The 17814-nt window shown below is 49.4% G+C and carries 18 protein-coding genes and 1 pseudogene; all 19 read right to left on the minus strand.

Going from position 1 to position 17814, the window contains the following annotated elements:
* Positions 1-49: 49 nt before the first annotated feature.
* The 19 genes and pseudogenes from QZQ08_RS01950 to QZQ08_RS02040 all read right to left on the minus strand — a co-directional run bounded on the left by QZQ08_RS01950 (position 50) and on the right by QZQ08_RS02040 (position 17770).
* Positions 50-238 carry a hypothetical protein gene (locus tag QZQ08_RS01950; protein ID WP_021840390.1) on the minus strand — a complete coding sequence of 63 codons (189 nt, stop codon included), beginning with the start codon at positions 236-238 and terminating at the stop codon, positions 50-52.
* Positions 239-250: 12 nt separating this feature from the next.
* Entirely contained in the window at positions 251-817 is a 567-nt protein-coding gene (locus tag QZQ08_RS01955; protein ID WP_014128598.1) for a DUF2815 family protein, read from the minus strand.
* A 13-nt stretch (positions 818-830) separates the two neighbouring features.
* On the minus strand, positions 831-1958 hold the full coding sequence (locus tag QZQ08_RS01960) for a DUF2800 domain-containing protein (protein ID WP_296327066.1): 1128 nt from the start codon (positions 1956-1958) through the stop codon (positions 831-833).
* Positions 1948-2259 carry an rRNA biogenesis protein rrp5 gene (locus QZQ08_RS01965; RefSeq protein ID WP_296327069.1) on the minus strand — a complete coding sequence of 104 codons (312 nt, stop codon included), beginning with the start codon at positions 2257-2259 and terminating at the stop codon, positions 1948-1950. The genes QZQ08_RS01960 and QZQ08_RS01965 overlap by 11 nt, the downstream gene beginning before the upstream one ends.
* On the minus strand, positions 2246-2416 hold the full coding sequence (locus QZQ08_RS01970) for a hypothetical protein (protein WP_247239649.1): 171 nt from the start codon (positions 2414-2416) through the stop codon (positions 2246-2248). The genes QZQ08_RS01965 and QZQ08_RS01970 overlap by 14 nt, the downstream gene beginning before the upstream one ends.
* A gap of 127 nt (positions 2417-2543) precedes the next feature.
* Complete coding sequence (locus QZQ08_RS01975; protein WP_296327073.1) at positions 2544-3044, minus strand: hypothetical protein; 501 nt, start codon at positions 3042-3044, stop codon at positions 2544-2546.
* 357 nt (positions 3045-3401) lie between these two features.
* Positions 3402-5198: a hypothetical protein gene (locus tag QZQ08_RS01980; protein WP_296327075.1), complete on the minus strand. Its 1797-nt coding sequence runs from the start codon at positions 5196-5198 to the stop codon at positions 3402-3404.
* Positions 5199-5212: 14 nt separating this feature from the next.
* Entirely contained in the window at positions 5213-5716 is a 504-nt protein-coding gene (locus QZQ08_RS01985) for an ABC-three component system middle component 2 (protein ID WP_081464560.1), read from the minus strand.
* Positions 5709-6722, minus strand: a complete 1014-nt coding sequence (locus QZQ08_RS01990; RefSeq protein ID WP_296327078.1) for an ABC-three component system protein — start codon at positions 6720-6722, stop codon at positions 5709-5711. Before QZQ08_RS01990 ends, QZQ08_RS01985 begins: the two co-directional genes overlap by 8 nt.
* A 348-nt stretch (positions 6723-7070) precedes the next feature.
* Positions 7071-8012 (minus strand): annotated as a pseudogene (locus tag QZQ08_RS01995) (OPT family oligopeptide transporter); the annotation flags it as partial.
* A 489-nt stretch (positions 8013-8501) separates the two neighbouring features.
* On the minus strand, positions 8502-9275 hold the full coding sequence (gene trpA / locus QZQ08_RS02000; RefSeq protein ID WP_296327082.1) for a tryptophan synthase subunit alpha: 774 nt from the start codon (positions 9273-9275) through the stop codon (positions 8502-8504).
* Positions 9268-10452, minus strand: coding sequence for a tryptophan synthase subunit beta (trpB, locus tag QZQ08_RS02005; protein ID WP_296327084.1), 1185 nt, complete (start codon positions 10450-10452; stop codon positions 9268-9270). Before trpB ends, trpA begins: the two co-directional genes overlap by 8 nt.
* A complete protein-coding gene (locus QZQ08_RS02010; RefSeq protein ID WP_296327086.1) occupies positions 10445-11077 on the minus strand; it encodes a phosphoribosylanthranilate isomerase in 633 nt (210 codons plus the stop codon). Before QZQ08_RS02010 ends, trpB begins: the two co-directional genes overlap by 8 nt.
* Entirely contained in the window at positions 11074-11859 is a 786-nt protein-coding gene (gene trpC / locus QZQ08_RS02015; protein ID WP_296327087.1) for an indole-3-glycerol phosphate synthase TrpC, read from the minus strand. The genes QZQ08_RS02010 and trpC overlap by 4 nt, the downstream gene beginning before the upstream one ends.
* A gap of 11 nt (positions 11860-11870) precedes the next feature.
* Positions 11871-12893 carry an anthranilate phosphoribosyltransferase gene (trpD, locus tag QZQ08_RS02020; protein WP_296327089.1) on the minus strand — a complete coding sequence of 341 codons (1023 nt, stop codon included), beginning with the start codon at positions 12891-12893 and terminating at the stop codon, positions 11871-11873.
* Between the two features lie 12 nt (positions 12894-12905).
* A complete protein-coding gene (locus QZQ08_RS02025; RefSeq protein ID WP_296327091.1) occupies positions 12906-13487 on the minus strand; it encodes an aminodeoxychorismate/anthranilate synthase component II in 582 nt (193 codons plus the stop codon).
* A complete protein-coding gene (gene trpE / locus QZQ08_RS02030) occupies positions 13487-14956 on the minus strand; it encodes an anthranilate synthase component I (protein ID WP_296327093.1) in 1470 nt (489 codons plus the stop codon). The genes QZQ08_RS02025 and trpE overlap by 1 nt, the downstream gene beginning before the upstream one ends.
* A 452-nt stretch (positions 14957-15408) precedes the next feature.
* The gene (locus tag QZQ08_RS02035) at positions 15409-16530 is read right to left on the minus strand and encodes a M20/M25/M40 family metallo-hydrolase (RefSeq protein WP_296327095.1); all 1122 of its coding nucleotides are present in this window, start codon (positions 16528-16530) and stop codon (positions 15409-15411) included.
* Positions 16531-16582: 52 nt separating this feature from the next.
* Positions 16583-17770, minus strand: coding sequence for a M20 family metallopeptidase (locus tag QZQ08_RS02040; RefSeq protein ID WP_296327097.1), 1188 nt, complete (start codon positions 17768-17770; stop codon positions 16583-16585).
* Positions 17771-17814: the final 44 nt, after the last annotated feature.

Here is a 17814-nt window from a genome sequence, read left to right on the forward strand (position 1 = left end):
ACCTCGAAAAAACGGCGAGGCACAAGGCCCCGCCGCTATTCACTACTACTTATTTCCGGAAGGATTCCATCTGCTTGCGGTGGTACTCTTCTTCCCGTTCATCCCGGTGCCGAGCCATTTCTTCATCCCGCTGGTCTTTTTTGATATCCGTATAGATCATAGCCACGAAGAATCCTCCGGCGCACAGTGCAACCAGGCAGTACAGGCCATCCAGAATCAGTCTCATCATAGTTTCCATAATCACGCCTCCTTATGCCAGGAAATCATCATCGTCAGCCGTAGCGAAGTCATCTTCTGCACGCGGCTTGCCGCCAAGGGGTTCACCATCACGGATTTTCTGCAGGTTGTTCAGGCCGCAGGCGATGCCCTTGTTGCCATTGCTGTTGAAGGCATAGAAGTTGATGGACGCACGGCCATAGACGCCGGAGTAGACTTCAGAGCGTTCCAGGATATGCTGGCAGTCAGCATCAACGATGCCCGGCTTGGTCGCCGAGTTGGCATTGACGAAGAAGCTGTCTTTATAGGCATCATCGCCCGGGCGTTCCAGGTCGCCGTCACGGAGCGGCGTTTTGATGGCTTCGAGAGCCGGTACAGTGCGGCCATTGCCCTTGAGCTTGCTTTCGCCTTCTTCGTAAGCAGCCTTGATGGCAGCGCGGATTTTTTCTACGGTCTTTGTATCCGACTTAGGGATGATCAGGCTGACGCTGTATTTCGGCGTACCGCCGTTGATGGACTTCGGTTCCCAGACGTTGGCGTAAGACCAGCGCGTATTGACTCCGGTGATTACCTTGCACGGATTGACGTAGTTGTTAGACATAGTAGTTTCCTCCTTAATTTGCAGCGTAAAAATCATCAGCCGCCGTATGCATCGCCGGACGCTTGTCCGATTCCGGTACCAGGACCGGTTTTCCCTGCGGCTTTTCGACTAAATTTGACAGCAGTTCTTCGAACCGCTTCTTGCCGAGCTGTTTTGTCATTGCCGTGATGCCGAGCAGCTTCTTTTCATATGGGTCGAAGCCCGCTTCTTCCACTTTGGCGGCGACTGCTTCTTCACTTACGTAGCGGCGGTTCGACCGGCCTTCGACCAGTTTCCATCCGTCCCACTGCTTGCCGGAAAGGGCTTGCTGCAATGCGTATTCCTTGACATCCCCGGCCCAGTTCACCAGTTCATCGGCCCTCTCCAGGACGGCTTCGATTTCTTCATCCTGCAGCGTGGACGGGACGGCAAAATCATACCGGGCCAGTTCCAGATTGTACTCGGCCCGCTTGCGGCAGGTTGCCTTGATCTTGCAAAAGCGGCAGTGGTCACCGGCTTTATATTCGCCCTCACCTTTCGCCGCCAGTTCTGCCGCAGGCTTCAGCACCGTTTCGGCCCACTGGAGCAGTTCTTCCTTGCTCATGGTGCAGGTGCTGACGTTGTCCCGGCGGGGCTGGAAGATCGTCATGGACACCTGGCGGATATCATAGATGCCATCAAACAGGTTCAGCGCACCGAGGGCATAGCACATCATCTGCGGATTCTTCTCGGAATCCACCAGGACTCCCAAGCCATGCTTGTAATCGATAACTGTCAGGGTATCGTCGGCTACGATGAGGCAGTCGCCTGTTCCAAACCCGCCTGGCACCCACTGGGAAAAGTCCAGCCGCTGTTCGATCATGATCAGCGGGTCCTTGCAGGATGCTTTGGCTGTGGCCAGGCATTCCATGACAAACTGCGCGTATTCATCAGTGCATTCCGCCATCTCCTCATCAAAGAACGTGAGTCCCTTCGTCGGGTCTTCCAGTTTCTGGCCCAAGGCCGTCTTCACCTTGAATTCACAGAGCGTATGGGCATCCGTCCCCTGCCGGGCGAATTCACTGGAGGTATCCGGCAGCTTGGCACATTCCTTTGCAGATGGTGGGCAGGCCAGCCAGCGGTAGCAGGAAGATGCGGACAGCACCGCGTGTTTATCCGGCATGTCCAATCACCTCCAGTTCCTTCAGGAAGGCTTCGTACTGCGCCGCATCAATGCCGGAGAGCTTGTCCGCCCCGTACTTCTGAATAAGGCTGCGGACTTCTTCCGTGAATCCCTTGCGGGCCTTGTCGGCAGCGACTTTGCGGACATCTTCCAGTGCCAGCGGCTTTTCCGCTTTTTTTGATTTTGCTTCTGAATCTGGCGGATTATCTTCTTTCACCGCCATGGCCTCGGAAATCTTCAGCAGCGCCTTGCCGCAATCGGTCAGGGCCGCTGCCAGTTTCTGCAGTTCATCGTTTGTCATACGGATTGACTCCTTTCACATGTCTTTGCATTGATAAGAGATGGATGTTCCTGGCAATACTGCGGGTCGTGACGCTGATGGCCATCAGCACCGCCGCCAGTTCCCGGTCCAGCTTTTGCCGCTGTGCCAGTTTTTCAGGTGTCTGTGTGTGAATCATCTGTCTGCCTCCTTCCTGAAGAGCTTCTTCGTTCGCCCTTCACCAGTAATAGGACAACCGCGTTATCGTTAAGTACCGATTCCGAAAAAATCCGGCCACATTTTTTGTGACCGGGTCTTTTTTCTTCTTAACGGAAGTCTTTGAGATGTTCCTTCAGGAGTGCATACAGCTTGTGTTTGCGCTTGTTCACCGCTTTCTGGCTCAAGCCGACGGCCTTCCCGGTCGCCGCTTCGCTAGAACCATCGGCAATCATCAGCAGGATGGTCCGGTCGATATCCTGCAGAGCTGCCAGTTCATGGCGCAGTGCTGCCAGCAACTCTTCCTTCACGACTTCTTCCTCTAGGTTGAAGTCATCAGGCACCTCCACCTCGTAGTCATCCCGCACTTTGTCCGCCGATACTTCATCGGCACCATGCCGCTGCTGGCGCTTATCTTCCCGCCAGAGCGGACGCATGTATTCACGATACTGTTCTTCAGTTGCCGGAATCAGGACAGTACGTACCTTACGGCAGCCGATTTTTGACCAGCGGACTTCACAGTCCTTGTACGCCTCGGTGATGACGGTTTCTGGCGTGAGTTCCAGAGGAATGTAAAAACGTTTCTCATTGCTTGTCTGTTTTTTGTACATTTTTGTCTCCATTCCGTCCGAGAAGAACGGCGGAGACAAAAAGCTGGCACTGATACAGCATCAGCGCCAGTTTTCTGACAGCCCAAATAGGCATAGAAAAACACGGTGGATGCATGATCAGCAAAGTACAATCATCGGCTGTACTTTCTGCTTTATGCAACCGCCGCCCTTATAGCGCTATTCGGACTACGATTTATTTGTGGCCAGGGGCTCTCTCCCTTGCCTGCCTATAGTCTATGCCAAAATCAAAATCGTGTAATTGACATGAAGTGGCATAAAATGGAATAAAATGGTTTGCTGAAAAAAGGCAAAAAAAAATAGGCTTCTCACCTTAGTGAGAAGCCTATTACAAATAGTTTATTCTTGATATCCGTCAATCAAGCCATATCTCCCTATCCCCTTGTTTTTTGTAAAGTGAATAAGGTTTGCACCTTCATAATCGATAGATGGAATTTCATTTTCAATAACAATCGTTTGTGGAGAATCCGCCCTTGTCAAAAAATATCTAAATAAATGCTCTTTCATGGGCTCCGTAACATACGAATCTCTCTTTGAATCTTTTTCTTTTAATGAAAGAATCGGGGAATCTATAACGAAAAGCGTAGGATGATAATGCCCCATCTTTTCCAGACAATTTTCCATTGCAACAGCTAGTATCGTGTTCAAAAAAGCTCGGAATCCCTTTCCTTGGCTCTTTTTTTCATGACCATTAACGACAATATCATAGCTATCGATATCAAAATACGAATCCAAATAGTTCTGATAATTACAGTATTTTAAAAGTTCGTCTACTTCCGTATCAAGGAGTTCTTTAAAGACCTCCTTGAATTTCTCTTTTACATTCAAATGAATTTCAGCAGTTTCTTCATTCTCAATAGCATCACGTTCTTGCTTAAGAAATGTTGAAAATTGGTCAATCATGGTATTCATTTCAGCAAATCTCAATGAAATTTTAAAATCATCAAGTTGTTTTTTCAACTGCTGGATTTTAGGTTCAAGTTCTCCTCGTATTTTTTCTTCCTGCTCATTTCTCTGATTAATAAGCATATCTCTTTTCTTTGACAAAGCAGCATATTCTTCCTGTATAGATTCCTGGACTGATTGCAAATCCCTGACCTGCATTTCAATTTTTTGCTCTTCTGCTATCGCAGAACCTATACAATCATCTTCATGTTCATGAGGAAGTTCTCCATTGCAGAAAGGGCACCTTTCTATTGTTTTGATTTTTTGCGAAACCATATTCCCTTCCGCAATAAAGGTCAGGCGCTTAATATCCGCCTTATATTGTGATAAAAGGAGTTGATTCCGATTCATCAAAACCTCATCTTCCGAAATCTGCCGCATTACTTTATTGATTTCCTCTCCAATTTCACGGCATAAGTTCAGGGCTTCTTTAAGGATGCCTTTAGCAGCTCCGATTTCATCGATCGTTTGATTGATTTTGTTCTGCAATTCAACGGGTTGAAGTAAAGGTAATGCATCATCAAAAGATGACTTTTGCCTTTCTAAAAAGCCCATACCTCTATTGACAATTTTCAGCACCCCTTCATCTTTTGCATTCTTTATTTTGGGATCAATAAAAGCCAAATTGGGAAGATAGTTATTACCTGTTCCTAGGTACAATAATGCTGTTAAAGTCGGGGTTCCTACCTTTCCTCCTAATCCGTGCTTTCCTTTAAGAACACTGGCTTTATCATGAATTCGGTCCTCATCTATGATGAAAGTATGATAAAACGTTCTAACCGTCAAAGCCTGCGGTTTTCCTTCCTGCGTTTTAAGAATCTTAGTATCAAGAGGAATGTCAAAAAGCTTCATCCAGACATCATTAATAGGTGGATTCTTTTTCCCGCCCTTTAGTTTGTAAGTAGATGTTTCTATACCGTCTACATGACTAATTACTTCGAAAGATTGAGTGTTAACATCCCGGCTGATAGAAATGCCTTCCCCATTAACATCTATTCCTATTTGAATCTTCTCCACTTTTAAATTGACATCGAATCGATGAGTACCGGCTCCCATCATATAATCTATACAATCCAACACCATACTTTTCCCGGTATTGGATGGACCATAAATTATATTCAGACCCGGAGCAAAGTCTATTCTTGATTCTTTTTGATTTGCAGTAATCTTAATCCACTTTATGTAAAACATAAACATTTACCCCTTTAGTTTGCAATAGGACGATACTGAATTTCTTGAAGCAGTTCCTCATCATTTTTGCAACTATATTTTTTCGCGGAAAGCCTTGATACCCTGCGGTATTCCTCTGCATATGTACTATGAAAGCCGTTTGATATCTCCAATCCATAGTCTGTGATTTTATACTGATATCCCTGATTATTTTTGACTTTCAATATTCCATGCCGTACTAACTTCTTGATTGCTTCTGTAATCAACGAACGTCTTCCTGCCATTTCAGCATACATAAAATCATTATTGCCATGCAGATTCTCAAGAGCTATACCAAAAACCTTTGCATAACAATTGATGAAGTCAAATGCCAATATACGAGTACTCGAAAAAAACAGTTCTGGTACGGAACTCATCAGTAGCATTATTCTTAATTCCATTTCGAAAACCGTATTGAATACTTCTTTATTTTTTCTTGCTGTTTCACCCTGGTTACAGATACTGAATGTATTGAAAATATCCTTTTGCAGCTTAATCACCCTCTATCCAACTGAGTTTCTCATCATTGACCAACATATGACAAATTCCTTTCTTTTCCCCTGGTCCGATCCAATTCAGAGTCACTGTTTGTAAATTAGAAGAAAGCTCAACCAATGTCGCATGCTCCATTACAGCGTTCATTCTGTCATAGCCACAAGCATAATCTTTTTCTTCCGTCGTTACGACACCTTCATACATTTCTTCTTTTACTGCCTCAAAGTTTTCCTCCTCCTGTGGTGCTACGGTATCTCGAAGTCCCCTCCTAATAGTTTCTGCTAAATAGTAATCTTTTCTTTGTCTGTTAAAATTCTTTTTCATATTAGGGCATGAATCGAGATCCTTTACACAATTACATTCCACTCCTGTTTTTTCCTGATAAACGCGGAATAGCTCTGTTACATATTTCATTTCTTCTGTTGCAATAGTCAAAGGTGGAGACAGCGGAGCAGGCTTTTTGAATTGCCCAACAAACTGCCTGAAAGCTTCTATTTCATGGTTAATATCTGCGGCTGTTGCCTGGGCTGTTTTCGAATAGTCCTCATAAGATGCATCCTTTTTCATATTGTTTGGCAATATGGCATACAAGAACGCTCTACCTAAAAATCCTCCCAAATCACCATCCTCATACAGTTTATTTAAATCACCTTTTTCCATTTCAGACAAATCTGATTCCTTGATGAGATTTAGCAACTCAGCCACCATATCATCGGCCTTAACCCCACTAAGGACTTTGTCCAAAACTTCATCAGTAAAATATTTCCCTATTCCCTTATATACACGGCCATCATTCGCTGCTTTTTTCAAATTGCCTGGAATGTCTGCTTCTTGTTTATACCAAAGGCTTGCCGACTTATTATCGATAGTATATGGTTCCCCATGTCTATTGACACAGTCTCCAAGACTAATGACTGGCTCAAATAAAATCTTAGCAATTTTAGTCATATTAGGCTTGATGATGCCCTTCGAAAACACCTTAGCAAAAGATGCATAATTGTAAACCCGCATGAATTATCACCTCATCCAGACGATAACACACTTTTCATTGATAATAATATTGTACTACATTTTTTATCTTATCCATAGCAATACTACCAAACAATAGAAAACAAATCAGATGGCACGACAAATTATCTTTCTATACCATTAACGATGCCATTGCTATCGTTAATGGCATATCCACAGTGTTGCTAAGAACTTATACGATACCTTCTGATTCTACCTGCATTTCAGAGCATAAAAAATGCCGGCCTTCTGCCGACGTTTGCCAAGCCCCCGCTATATATGGACTTTTCCACTATGCACACCGTTCCCAATATTGTATCAATCCCAAGCATCTTTGCTCGATACCCCGTTCTGTCCAAAGTCACCTAATGCATCGTGGAAGGTCCGGATAATGAGGGGCAGCGATTCCAAAAGTCCAATGAGGCCGCCCGTTAAGACCGCGCCGGCCCCAATATAACGGATATAGGTGCTCCACAGGGCAAAGGAACCGCCCTTGGTAAATAGTTCCGTCACTGTCACCTTGGCAGGAAAAAGCACAGCGCTGCCGCCAAATACGGCGATCATCGGCATAATGACAAACCAGGCCAGCACGCCGCCAGCAAACATATAGGAGGAAACCTTGAAGCCGCAAATATACCCCACACCAGCTAAGGCCGGCAGGATATCAAGACCAAACCCAGCCCCCTTATATCCGGGGACTTCCGTATGGACCTCGCTGGGAAACCACTTGAGACCATCGGCAAGGAACTTATAGAGGGCTGCAATCCCAAGACCGGCAAAAACGGTGGATGCCTTGGCGCCGCCTTCTTCCCCAGCAATGAGGACTTCTGCACAGGCCTGACCTTCCGGATAGGCAAGGACGCCATGTTCCTTGACAATCAGGGCGCGGCGCAAGGGAATCATGAACAAGATTCCAAGGACACCGCCAAATAAAGCAATCAGGCCGATTTCAAGCATGGAAGGCGCGTCAACGAGGCCTTCCTGCGCCCACATGAAAAGAGCAGGCAAAGTAAAAATGGCACCGGCTGCAACCGATTCACCAGCTGAGCCAATGGTTTGAACCATATTGTTTTCCAAAATGGAATCCCGTTTCAGGATGAACCGAGTGAGGCCCATACTGAGCACAGCAGCCGGGATCGAAGCTGAGATGGTCATGCCTACACGGAGTCCCAAATAAGCATTGGCGGCGCCAAAGACAATGGCAAGCACAGCTCCCAATAAGACGGAAACGGCCGTCATTTCCGGAGCAACGCGGTCAGCGGGTATGTAAGGATGGAATGATTGATCTTCCATAAGGGGTCCTTCTCCTTTCCAAACAGCAAACATGATGACAAAAAAACAGCCATGATTATAAAAAACGCGGGAAAGGGTCTGGGAAGGGGCAGCCATTCCAGGCACAAGGCCACGTGGAATTTCTCTCCATAAAGTACATTTGTCTGCTTTTTACAGACAAGATAAATTACATTGTACCGCTATTATACTTTTTCATTATTTTTAGGTCAATATTTTTTCACAATATATTCAATTCAAAGAAAAGCCTTTTTCTTCACCCACGTCGCTTCTTTGCCGGAAGGATGACCAGCCATTTTTCCTTGATTTCCCTCAAGAGCGCAAAAAAATAGCCCTTGAAAAACAAGGGCCAAATGAGGGGTAAATTTAACTTACGAGTGCATTATAGCATCTTTGTATACAATGTGCAATACTATTTTCAGATTTTTTTCTATTTTCTTATTTTATCTAGAATCCAAAAAGAAGGAAGGCGCATCCCTCCTTCCTAGCGGCTCACGCCTTGACCGCTTCCACCATGGAACGGACATAATCGCGGATAGGTCCTACAGACTTTTTACCATACTTTGCTGCAAGTTTTACGATGGCACTTCCCACGATGGCCCCATCACTGATGGCCGCCATTTGCGCCGCCTGTTCGGGACGGGCAATCCCAAAGCCAACGGCAACAGGCTGATTGGATACTTCCCGGATCTTTTCGACAATTTCCTTTAGGTCCGTCGTAATCTTCTCCCGGACGCCTGTCACGCCCATACTGGAAACAAGATAGATATAGCCTTCTGCTTCACGGGCAAGCATCTGGACTCGCTCATGGGAACTTGGCGCAATCAGGGAAATGAGCGCAATTCCTTTTTCCTGGGCAAAGGGCAGCAGGGTCTGCCTTTCCTCAAAGGGGACGTCCGGTACAATGACGCCGTCAATGCCTGACTTGGCACAGCGCGTAAAGAAAGCCTCCCGTCCGTAGGTAAAGATCGGATTGGCATAGGTCAAAAATACCAGGGGAATCTCGGTTTTTTCCCGCACCTTTTCAAGCAGGTCGAAAAGGGCATCAATGCGGAAGCCCGCGGCAAGAGCACGGTTATCCGCTTCTTGGATCACAGGCCCTTCCGCAACGGGATCACTGAAAGGGATTCCCAGTTCAATGACACTGGCCCCTGCTTCTTCCATGGCATAAATGAGGGCTTCCGTCGTGGATAGGTCCGGATCACCGGCGGTCACAAAAGGAATGAAGGCTTTTTTATTCTTGAATGCATCGGTTAATCTAGTCATGAAGATCGACCCCCTTATATCTGGCAATGGCCGCAACGTCCTTATCTCCGCGGCCCGATAAGCAAATGACGATGATTTTGTCCTTAGGAAGGGTCGGCGCCAATTTCATGGCGTAGGCCACGGCATGGGCACTTTCAATAGCTGGGATAACGCCCTCCGTGCGGGACAGGTATTCAAAGGCAGCAACCGCTTCATCGTCTGTAATAGCAACATACTGGGCGCGCCCTGTATCGTAAAGATGGGCGTGTTCCGGTCCAATGCCCGGATAATCAAGACCAGCGGAAATGGAATAAACCGGTGCAATCTGGCCGTCATCATCCTGCAGGAAATAGGATTCCATGCCATGGAAGATACCTGGACGGCCGCAGGAAATGGTCGCTGCCGTTTCAGCCGTATCGATGCCGCGTCCAGCCGCCTCCACCCCGATGAGCTGGACCGACGGATCGGGGATGAAGTCATAGAAAAGCCCCATGGCATTGCTGCCGCCGCCTACGCAGGCCATGGCCACGTCGGGCAGGCGCCCCTCTTTTTCCAGCATCTGCTGGCGCACTTCCTCACCAATGACTTTTTGGAAATCGCGGACCATCATGGGATAGGGATGGGGCCCCATAACAGAGCCAATGCAGTAAGCTGTGTCTTCGCAGCGAGCACTCCACTCACGCAGGGCTTCGTTGACGGCGTCCTTGAGGCTCTTTGTCCCTGTTTCAACGGGAACGACATCGGCACCAAGCAGTTTCATGCGATACACGTTGAGGGCCTGACGCTCCGTATCCAGCTTTCCCATGTAGACCACACATTCAAGGCCCAATAAAGCAGCTACCGTAGCGGTTGCCACGCCGTGCTGACCGGCACCCGTTTCTGCAATGATGCGCTTTTTGCCCATTTTCTTTGCAAGGAGGCACTGGCCCAAGGCATTATTGATCTTGTGGGCCCCTGTATGGTTCAGGTCTTCCCGTTTGAGATAGATCTTGGCACCGCCAAGGTCCTGGGTCATCCGTTCCGCATAGTAAAGGAGACTCGGCCGATTGGCGTAGTCATGATAGAGCTGCTGCAGCTCCTTGATAAACTGGGGATCTTTCTTATAGGTTTCGTACGCTTTCTGGAGTTCCAGGACCGCATTCATCAGGGTTTCCGGTACATACTGCCCGCCGTGGGCTCCATATCTTCCATTACTCATCTTCTTCATCCTTTCTTCTGACTGCTTTAATAAAAGCATGGATTTTTTGGGCATCCTTGATGCCATCCGTTTCTACTGCACTGCTGACATCCACTCCGTAAGGGTGGACACTTGTCATGAGGATAGCCACGTTTGCTGCCGTAAGGCCGCCGGCAAGAAAAAAAGGTTTGGGAATTTTTATCCCTGCAAGGAGAGATAGATCAAAACGTTTGCCTTTTCCCCCGTAGTCATTTGTAAAGGCATCAAGGAGAAAATAGTCACAATCATATTGGTCAAGGTTTTGGAGGCTCTCCCGGCTTCTCACACGGATGGCCTTGATAAGGGGCATATCGGTCAAACTGCGGACCATGGCAAGATCATCAGGGGATTCATCCCCGTGAAGCTGGGCCATATCGATGATGCCTGCTTCATGAAGAGCGGCTATCCTTTCAGGCTTTTCCTTGACAAAGACGCCGACAGTCCTTATCGATGGACGCAGGGCCTTTTTGATTTTCCCAGCAAGCTCCGGCCTTACAAAGCGGCGGCTTGGGGGATAAAAGACAAATCCAGCCGCGTCGGCGTTTTCCCGGTTCAAGATGGCGGCATCTTCAAGGCGGCGCAGACCGCAAATCTTGATGACGGTCATATTGCCGCCTCCATAAGTTCCTTCATCTTGGCCTCAATGGAAGGACTCCTCATGAGGAGTTCCCCAATGAGGACACCGCTGACACCATGCTCTGCAAGGCGTTTGACAGCCGCTCCATCATGGATCCCGCTTTCCGCAATGAAAGGGATTCCCGGCGGGACAAGGGGCCGCAGGCGGAGACTGTTTCCTATATCGACAGTAAAATCCTTGAGATTCCGGTTATTGACGCCCAGAATGGCAGCTCCGCTCTTAAGGGCCCGCTCCACTTCCCTTTCGTCATGAGCTTCGACAAGGGCATCCATACCGAGGCTCTCCGCCATCTGACGGTACTCGGACAGCTCCGCATCCGATAAAAGGGCCGCAATCAGAAGGACGGCATCTGCGCCAAGGCAGCGCGCCTCATACACCATGTAGGGATCGATGGTAAAATCCTTGCGCAAAACAGGTACCTTGACGCGGCGCCGGATGGCTTCAAGATAAGCATCCTTTCCCAAGAACCGCGTCGGTTCCGTCAGGACAGAGATGGCGGACGCACCGCTTTTTTCATAGGTCTCGGCAATTGTTTCATAGGGAAACAAAGGTGCAATCAGCCCTTTTGACGGTGATGCTTTTTTTACTTCCGCGATGATGTGAAGACCCGGTTCCTGCAATACCTTTTGAAAGCATCCCGCCCGGTTTTGAGGAAGGGATTCTGCCAAATGGCGCATCTTGGCAAAGCTGATTTCCTTTTGACGCGCCCTCGTCCGCTCCCGGGCAGCGTCAGCAAGGGTATCAAGAATCATGGCGACCTCCTTTACTGCTGACTTTCCTTGATGATGTTTTCAAGGGCCGCAAGGGCCTTTCCGCTATCGATCAGAGAGGCTGCAAGGGTAGTTCCTTCCTTGATGGATTCCGCTTTTTGGGCCACAAAGAAGGCTGCGCCGGCATTGAGGAGTACGGCACTACGTTTCGTGCCCCCGATCCTGCCGCTAAGGATATCGCGCGTAATCCGGGCATTTTCTTCTGGTGTCCCGCCAAGGAGGTCTTCCTTCGTGCCAGGCATAAGGCCAAAATCCTCGGGGCGAATGAGGGAGGAGCGATAATAGCCATCCCTGATTTCACAGATGACGGTCGGGCCATTTGGGGATATTTCATCCAGCTTTTCCCTACCATAAGCGATGATGCCCCGTCTTACGCCAAGATTTGCAAGGACCTTGGCAATCGGTTCGACAAGGTATTCATCATAAACACCAAGAAGGAACATTTCCGGCTTTGCCGGGTTCGTAAGGGGACCCAGGATATTGAAGACCGTGCGGAAACCCAGTTCCTTACGGATGGGGCCTACATATTTCATGGCACTATGATATTTTTGGGCAAAGAGGAAGCAGAAGTTCGTCTTTTGCAGCATGGAAAGAGCCTTTTCCGGCGTCATGTCAATCTTGACACCCAAGGCCTCAAGGCAGTCGGCTGTGCCGCACAGCGAAGAAGCGGCCCGATTGCCGTGTTTTGCCACCTTCACGCCACCTGCGGCAAGAACCATGGCTGACGTCGTTGAAATGTTGAAAGAATGGGCCCCGTCCCCACCGGTTCCAACAATCTCGAGGACTTCCATTCCCGGATGGGGGACCGGCGTTGCCAGGCTTCTCATGGCTTCAGCACAGCCGGAAATTTCATCAATGGTCTCTGCTTTCGTACTCTTTGTAGAAAGGGCTGCCAAAAACGCAGCGTTCTGTGTAGGCGTCGTCTTTCCGCCCATGATTTCCAGCATGACAGTATGAGCCTCTTTGTAAGTTAAGTCCCCTTTTCCCACTAATTTGATGATGGCTTCTTTAATCATGATCTGACCTCCTTAGGAAAGTGCACCGACATGGCGCAGAAAATTTTCGATGATTACGGCGCCCAAGGGCGTCATGATGGATTCGGGATGAAACTGAAGCCCGTAGATTTCATAGTCCCTATGACGCAGCCCCATGATTTCTCCAGCGTGAGTCTCCGCCGTGACTAGGAGTTCCGGTGGAAGACTCTCCTTTTCCACAATTAGGGAATGATAACGGGCCCCCTTGATGACGGGCGGAAGATTCTTAAACAGCGGACAGGAGCGGTCAAGGCTGATGTCGTCCGCCTTTCCGTGGACAAGATGCGGAGCCAGGGTTACGGTCCCGCCAAAGACTTCTCCCATGGCCTGATGACCCAGGCAGACCCCTAGGATAGGGACCTGTCCCTTCAGTTCCCGCAGGACGGCTTCCGTTATGCCAGCATCTTTCGGTTTGCCCGGTCCAGGGGAAAGGATGATGGCCTGGGGGTGAAGGGCAGCTGCCTCGGAAACGGTCAGGGAATCATTCCGTACAACCTGAACGGAAGGGGTCAGGGTTCCTACTGCTTGGTAGAGGTTGTACGTGAAACTATCGTAGTTATCTATAATGAGAATCATCACTCTGCCTCCGCTGTTTTCATAAGTGCGTCTTTTACGGCGCCTGATTTGTTGAGGGTTTCCTGGAATTCATTTTCCGTTACGGAATCTGCCACGATACCGCCGCCCGATTGGAAATAAACAGTATCTCCCCGTTTGACGGCTGTCCGGATGGTGATGCAGATATCCATATTCCCCGATAAATCAAGGTAGCCGATACCGCCTCCATAAGGACCGCGGCGCTGCGGTTCAAGGCCGTCCAAGATCTCACAGGCCCGGATTTTCGGGGCCCCGGATAAGGTCCCTGCCGGAAGGGCCGCACAGAGCGTGTCAATGGCGTCAAGGCCTTTTTTGAGCTGCCCTGTCACGCGGCTTGTCAGATGCATGACATGGGAGAAGCGTTTAACATGGTGCAGGTCATGAACCTTGACGCTGCCAAACTCACTCACTTTCCCTACATCATTGCGGGCAAGATCAACAAGCATATTATGTTCGGCCAGTTCCTTGGTATCTTGTGTCAGGTCCTCTTCCAACCTTTTATCCTCTTCCTCCGTCCTTCCCCGGCGCCGCGTCCCTGCAATGGGCATGCTCGTAATGGTGCGTCCTTCAAGACGGATGAGCGTTTCCGGTGAAGAGCCGGCAATTTCCGTATCCCCCAGTTTCATGAGCATCATGTACTGGGAGGGATTGGTTCGTCTGAGGACGCGGTGAAAGGAAAAGAGGTCCTTATCATAGGAAGCAGAAAAGCACTGGGAATAAACGGCTTGAAAAATATCGCCTTCACGGATGAAATGCTTGATGCGGGCGATGTTTTCATTGTACGTTTCCCGCGTCTGGTTGGAAGTAATGGGTCCCAAGTGGGCCGGTTCTTCCTGAGGCGCTTGGACAGGGGTCTTCACGAGGGTTTCCATAGCATCAAGGTCCCTTATGGCCTTCCTGTACGTCTCGTCGATTGCGTCAGCCTTGGCGTTTGCAATGAGAAAGAGTGTCTGTTTAAAGGCATCAAAGACGATGACCTTATCAAAGAACATGAGGTCAAAATCGGGAAAATCCGTGGCCTTTTTCGGGTCAAAGCGCAGGCTCGGTTCACAGTACTGAATGAAATCGTAGGAAAAGTACCCCACAAAGCCTCCGGTAAAAGGCGGCAGGCCAGGGACCTTCGGATTTTGATATTCCTTCAGATAGTTCCGGATGAGATCAAGGGGCGCCTTGCCGCTTTTTTGAGTGTCCTTACGGGTTTCCACAGTAACGGCAAAATCCTTGGCCGACAGGCGCAGAAGCGGGTCATAGCCGATAAAGGAGTAGCGGCCCCGAGCATCGATGCCCTCCAGGCTTTCAAGGAGAAAATAGCGGTCATGGTCCTTCCGGATAAGACTCATGAGCCCCAGGGGCGTCACCATGTCCGCCAAAAGCTGCCGGACGATGGGGACGGCGCCCCCACTTTTAGCAAGGCATCTTGCCTCAGTCAAACTTGTCTCTTTCACGATCATTTCCTCCTTCACATAAAAAACAGCGGGTATCTGGTTGACAAACGCCAGATACCCGCCCAAAAGGTCCTGATAAAATAAAAACACCTGTCCTCTTACAAGGACAGGCGAAAGACCTGCGGTACCACCTTGCTGCACAGCAAAAGCCGCGCACCTCATTGCAGAATGCCAACACATTCCTCAGCCTTAACGCGGCTGGCACGTTGCGCCATACTCTCCGAAGATTTCTACGCACCCTCAGTGGTCCATTTGCCAGACTGCCACGATCCGGATTCCACCGTCCCGGACTCTCTTTGCGCACATCTTCTGACGTTATCTCCACATCACTGGTTTCTGATAGGGTTATTCAATTGATGGTGCAATCATACGACCTGTTTCCCTTCTTGTCAACAAAAAATTTGAAAAGAAGGGAAATCGATGCACATCCTGTTACTCCATGTATCATTCGTTACAAATTAGATATTAAGAATGAAGGCTGCAAGCTGTTTGAGTCCCGGTGCAAGGCTCGTAAGATCCAGTTCTTCATCCAAGGTATGGACGCCTTTTTCGTGGCCCACACCAAAGGCCATAGCCGGCAGTCCTCGGGAAAGGGCAATGTTGGCATCGGTCGAACTTGCCGCCCATTTCGTCATTTTTCCTTCCCGGCGGCGGATGCGCATGATCCGTTCGTAGATTTCATCCTGCAGGGGGCCGTCACCACAGGGGCGCTTGCCCAGGAGCAAGGTTTCAAGGGTGACGTCGGTTGCCTCATGACGCTTCAGGATGTCCATAAAGGCTGCGTCCAGCTTTTGGAGTTCCGTCATGGAAACGGAACGCATATCGACGGTAAATTCCACATCCGCTGCAATGGCATTGACCGTGCGCCCTCCTTGGATGGTGCCCACGTTATACGTCGTCTTCGGTGTGTGGGGAACGCTGAGACCATAAAACTCCTCAATGATGGCACTTGCCGCCGCAATCGCATTCTTCTCACCAAAATTGGCAAAGCTGTGGCCGCCGGGCGTCACAACATGGACGGCATAGCGATGGGAGCCGACGGCTTCATTCACAAAGCGTTCACTGTCTCCATCAACAGCAATGAACGCGCGGATTTTCTCCTGCCAATTTTCCATCAACTGATGGGCACCCCGAAGATTGCCCAGGCCTTCCTCCCCAACATTGAAACAAAAGATGGCCGGAACGCGCAGCTTGAGCTCATGGAACATCCTGATGAGAAAAAGAAGGGCTGCCACATTGGAACTATTATCGCCGATGGAAGGGGCCTTCATGATATGACCGTCGATTTCGGGCACAATCTCATCCACGCCTTCAAAAACCGTATCCATATGGGCTGTGTAGAGAATGGATTTTTCCTCGCCTTTGTTCAGCTGATAGGGATAGACTACATTGCCCACTGCATCGAGATGGGCAGCTTCAGCCCCCATGTCCTGCAATGTCTTGAGGATAAAGGCTGCTTTTTTCGCTTCGTTCCCCGTCGGAGATGGCAGGGACGCAATCGCAAAAAGAAGACTGACATAATCCGCTTGATGGGCATCAATATAAGCATCGATCTTATTTTTCAGTTTCAGGTCTTCCATGGTTCCACCTCTGGTTTTTTTTCATTATATCACGAAAGGCGGCCGCCTCCTACTAGATGAGAGCCCCCTCAAGCTCCCTGCCATATTCATCCACATACTCCAGAAAATAAGCCACACCTAGGGGCAGGGCCCGTTCATCAATATCAAACTGGGGATTGTGCTGGGCTTTGCGCTTCTTTTCATCCTCAAACCCACCGCCTAGGCAAAGCATTGCCTTAGGCGCATCATATTTGGCAAAATCCTCACCGCCCATCCGGGGCTCTTCCGTAATGACCTTGTCCCGACCAAAGATAGCGGCCGCTGCCGCAAGGCCTGTCCGCGTAACAGACGGATCATTCACCATGACCGGCGTTCCATAATGATAACAAGCTTCAATGGTCGTACGTGTCGCCTCCCCGATACCGCGGGCGAGCCGTTCCAGCTGCTTAGGGAAACGTTCCCGCAGAATCGGACTGAAAGTACGGCAGGTTCCCATAAGATGGGCCGTTTCGGGGATGACATTGCTCGTTTCGCCGCTCTGAAAGGAAGTAATGCCAATGACGGCAGCATCAAGGGCCTTGGTTTCCCGGCTCACCAAGGTCTGGACGGCATTATAGTAGGCAACGCCAGCCGCTATGGGATCGATGGCTTCTTCCGGATGGGCCCCATGACCGCCCCTGCCCTTGATGAATATATCGAAGGTATCGGACGCTGCCATGATGGGGCCTTCCTGAAGATTGGCCATCCCATAGGGCAGCATGCCTTGGATGTGGACAGCAATCATGCGCGTAATCACTTTTACAAGAGGGTCCTCTTTCATGTGGAGGGCGCCGCTATCGGCAATAAATTCCTCGGCTGGCTGAAAGAGGAAACGCACGGTCAGCGGAAGGTCATCTTTTTTTTCCGCAAGGAGACGAGCCGTCACAAGGAGCATGGCAATATGCGTATCATGACCGCAGGCGTGCATGCATCCTTGATTTTGTGACACATAAGACGGATGGGCAGCTTCCGTCAAGGGCAGGGCATCTATATCAGCCCGGATGCCAAGGATGACGTCCTTGTTCCTTGCGCCTTCCAGCGTGGCAATCACCCCGGTCCCCGTTGAAGCGACGGCAGGAATCCCCCATTTATCCAGATATTCGAGGATTTTTTGCTGCGTCCGCGTTTCTTTCCAAGATAGCTCCGGATGGGCATGAAAGTCACGGCGCAGAGTGACAAGGTCCTTAAAGGCCTGTTGGGCGCGGCATAGGTTTTTGTTCATAGGAAGGCTCCTTTCCCTAAAAAAGAGGCCATTGCCTGCGCAAC

This window comes from uncultured Acidaminococcus sp., assembly GCA_900538365.1.
GTDB lineage: Bacteria > Bacillota > Negativicutes > Acidaminococcales > Acidaminococcaceae > Acidaminococcus.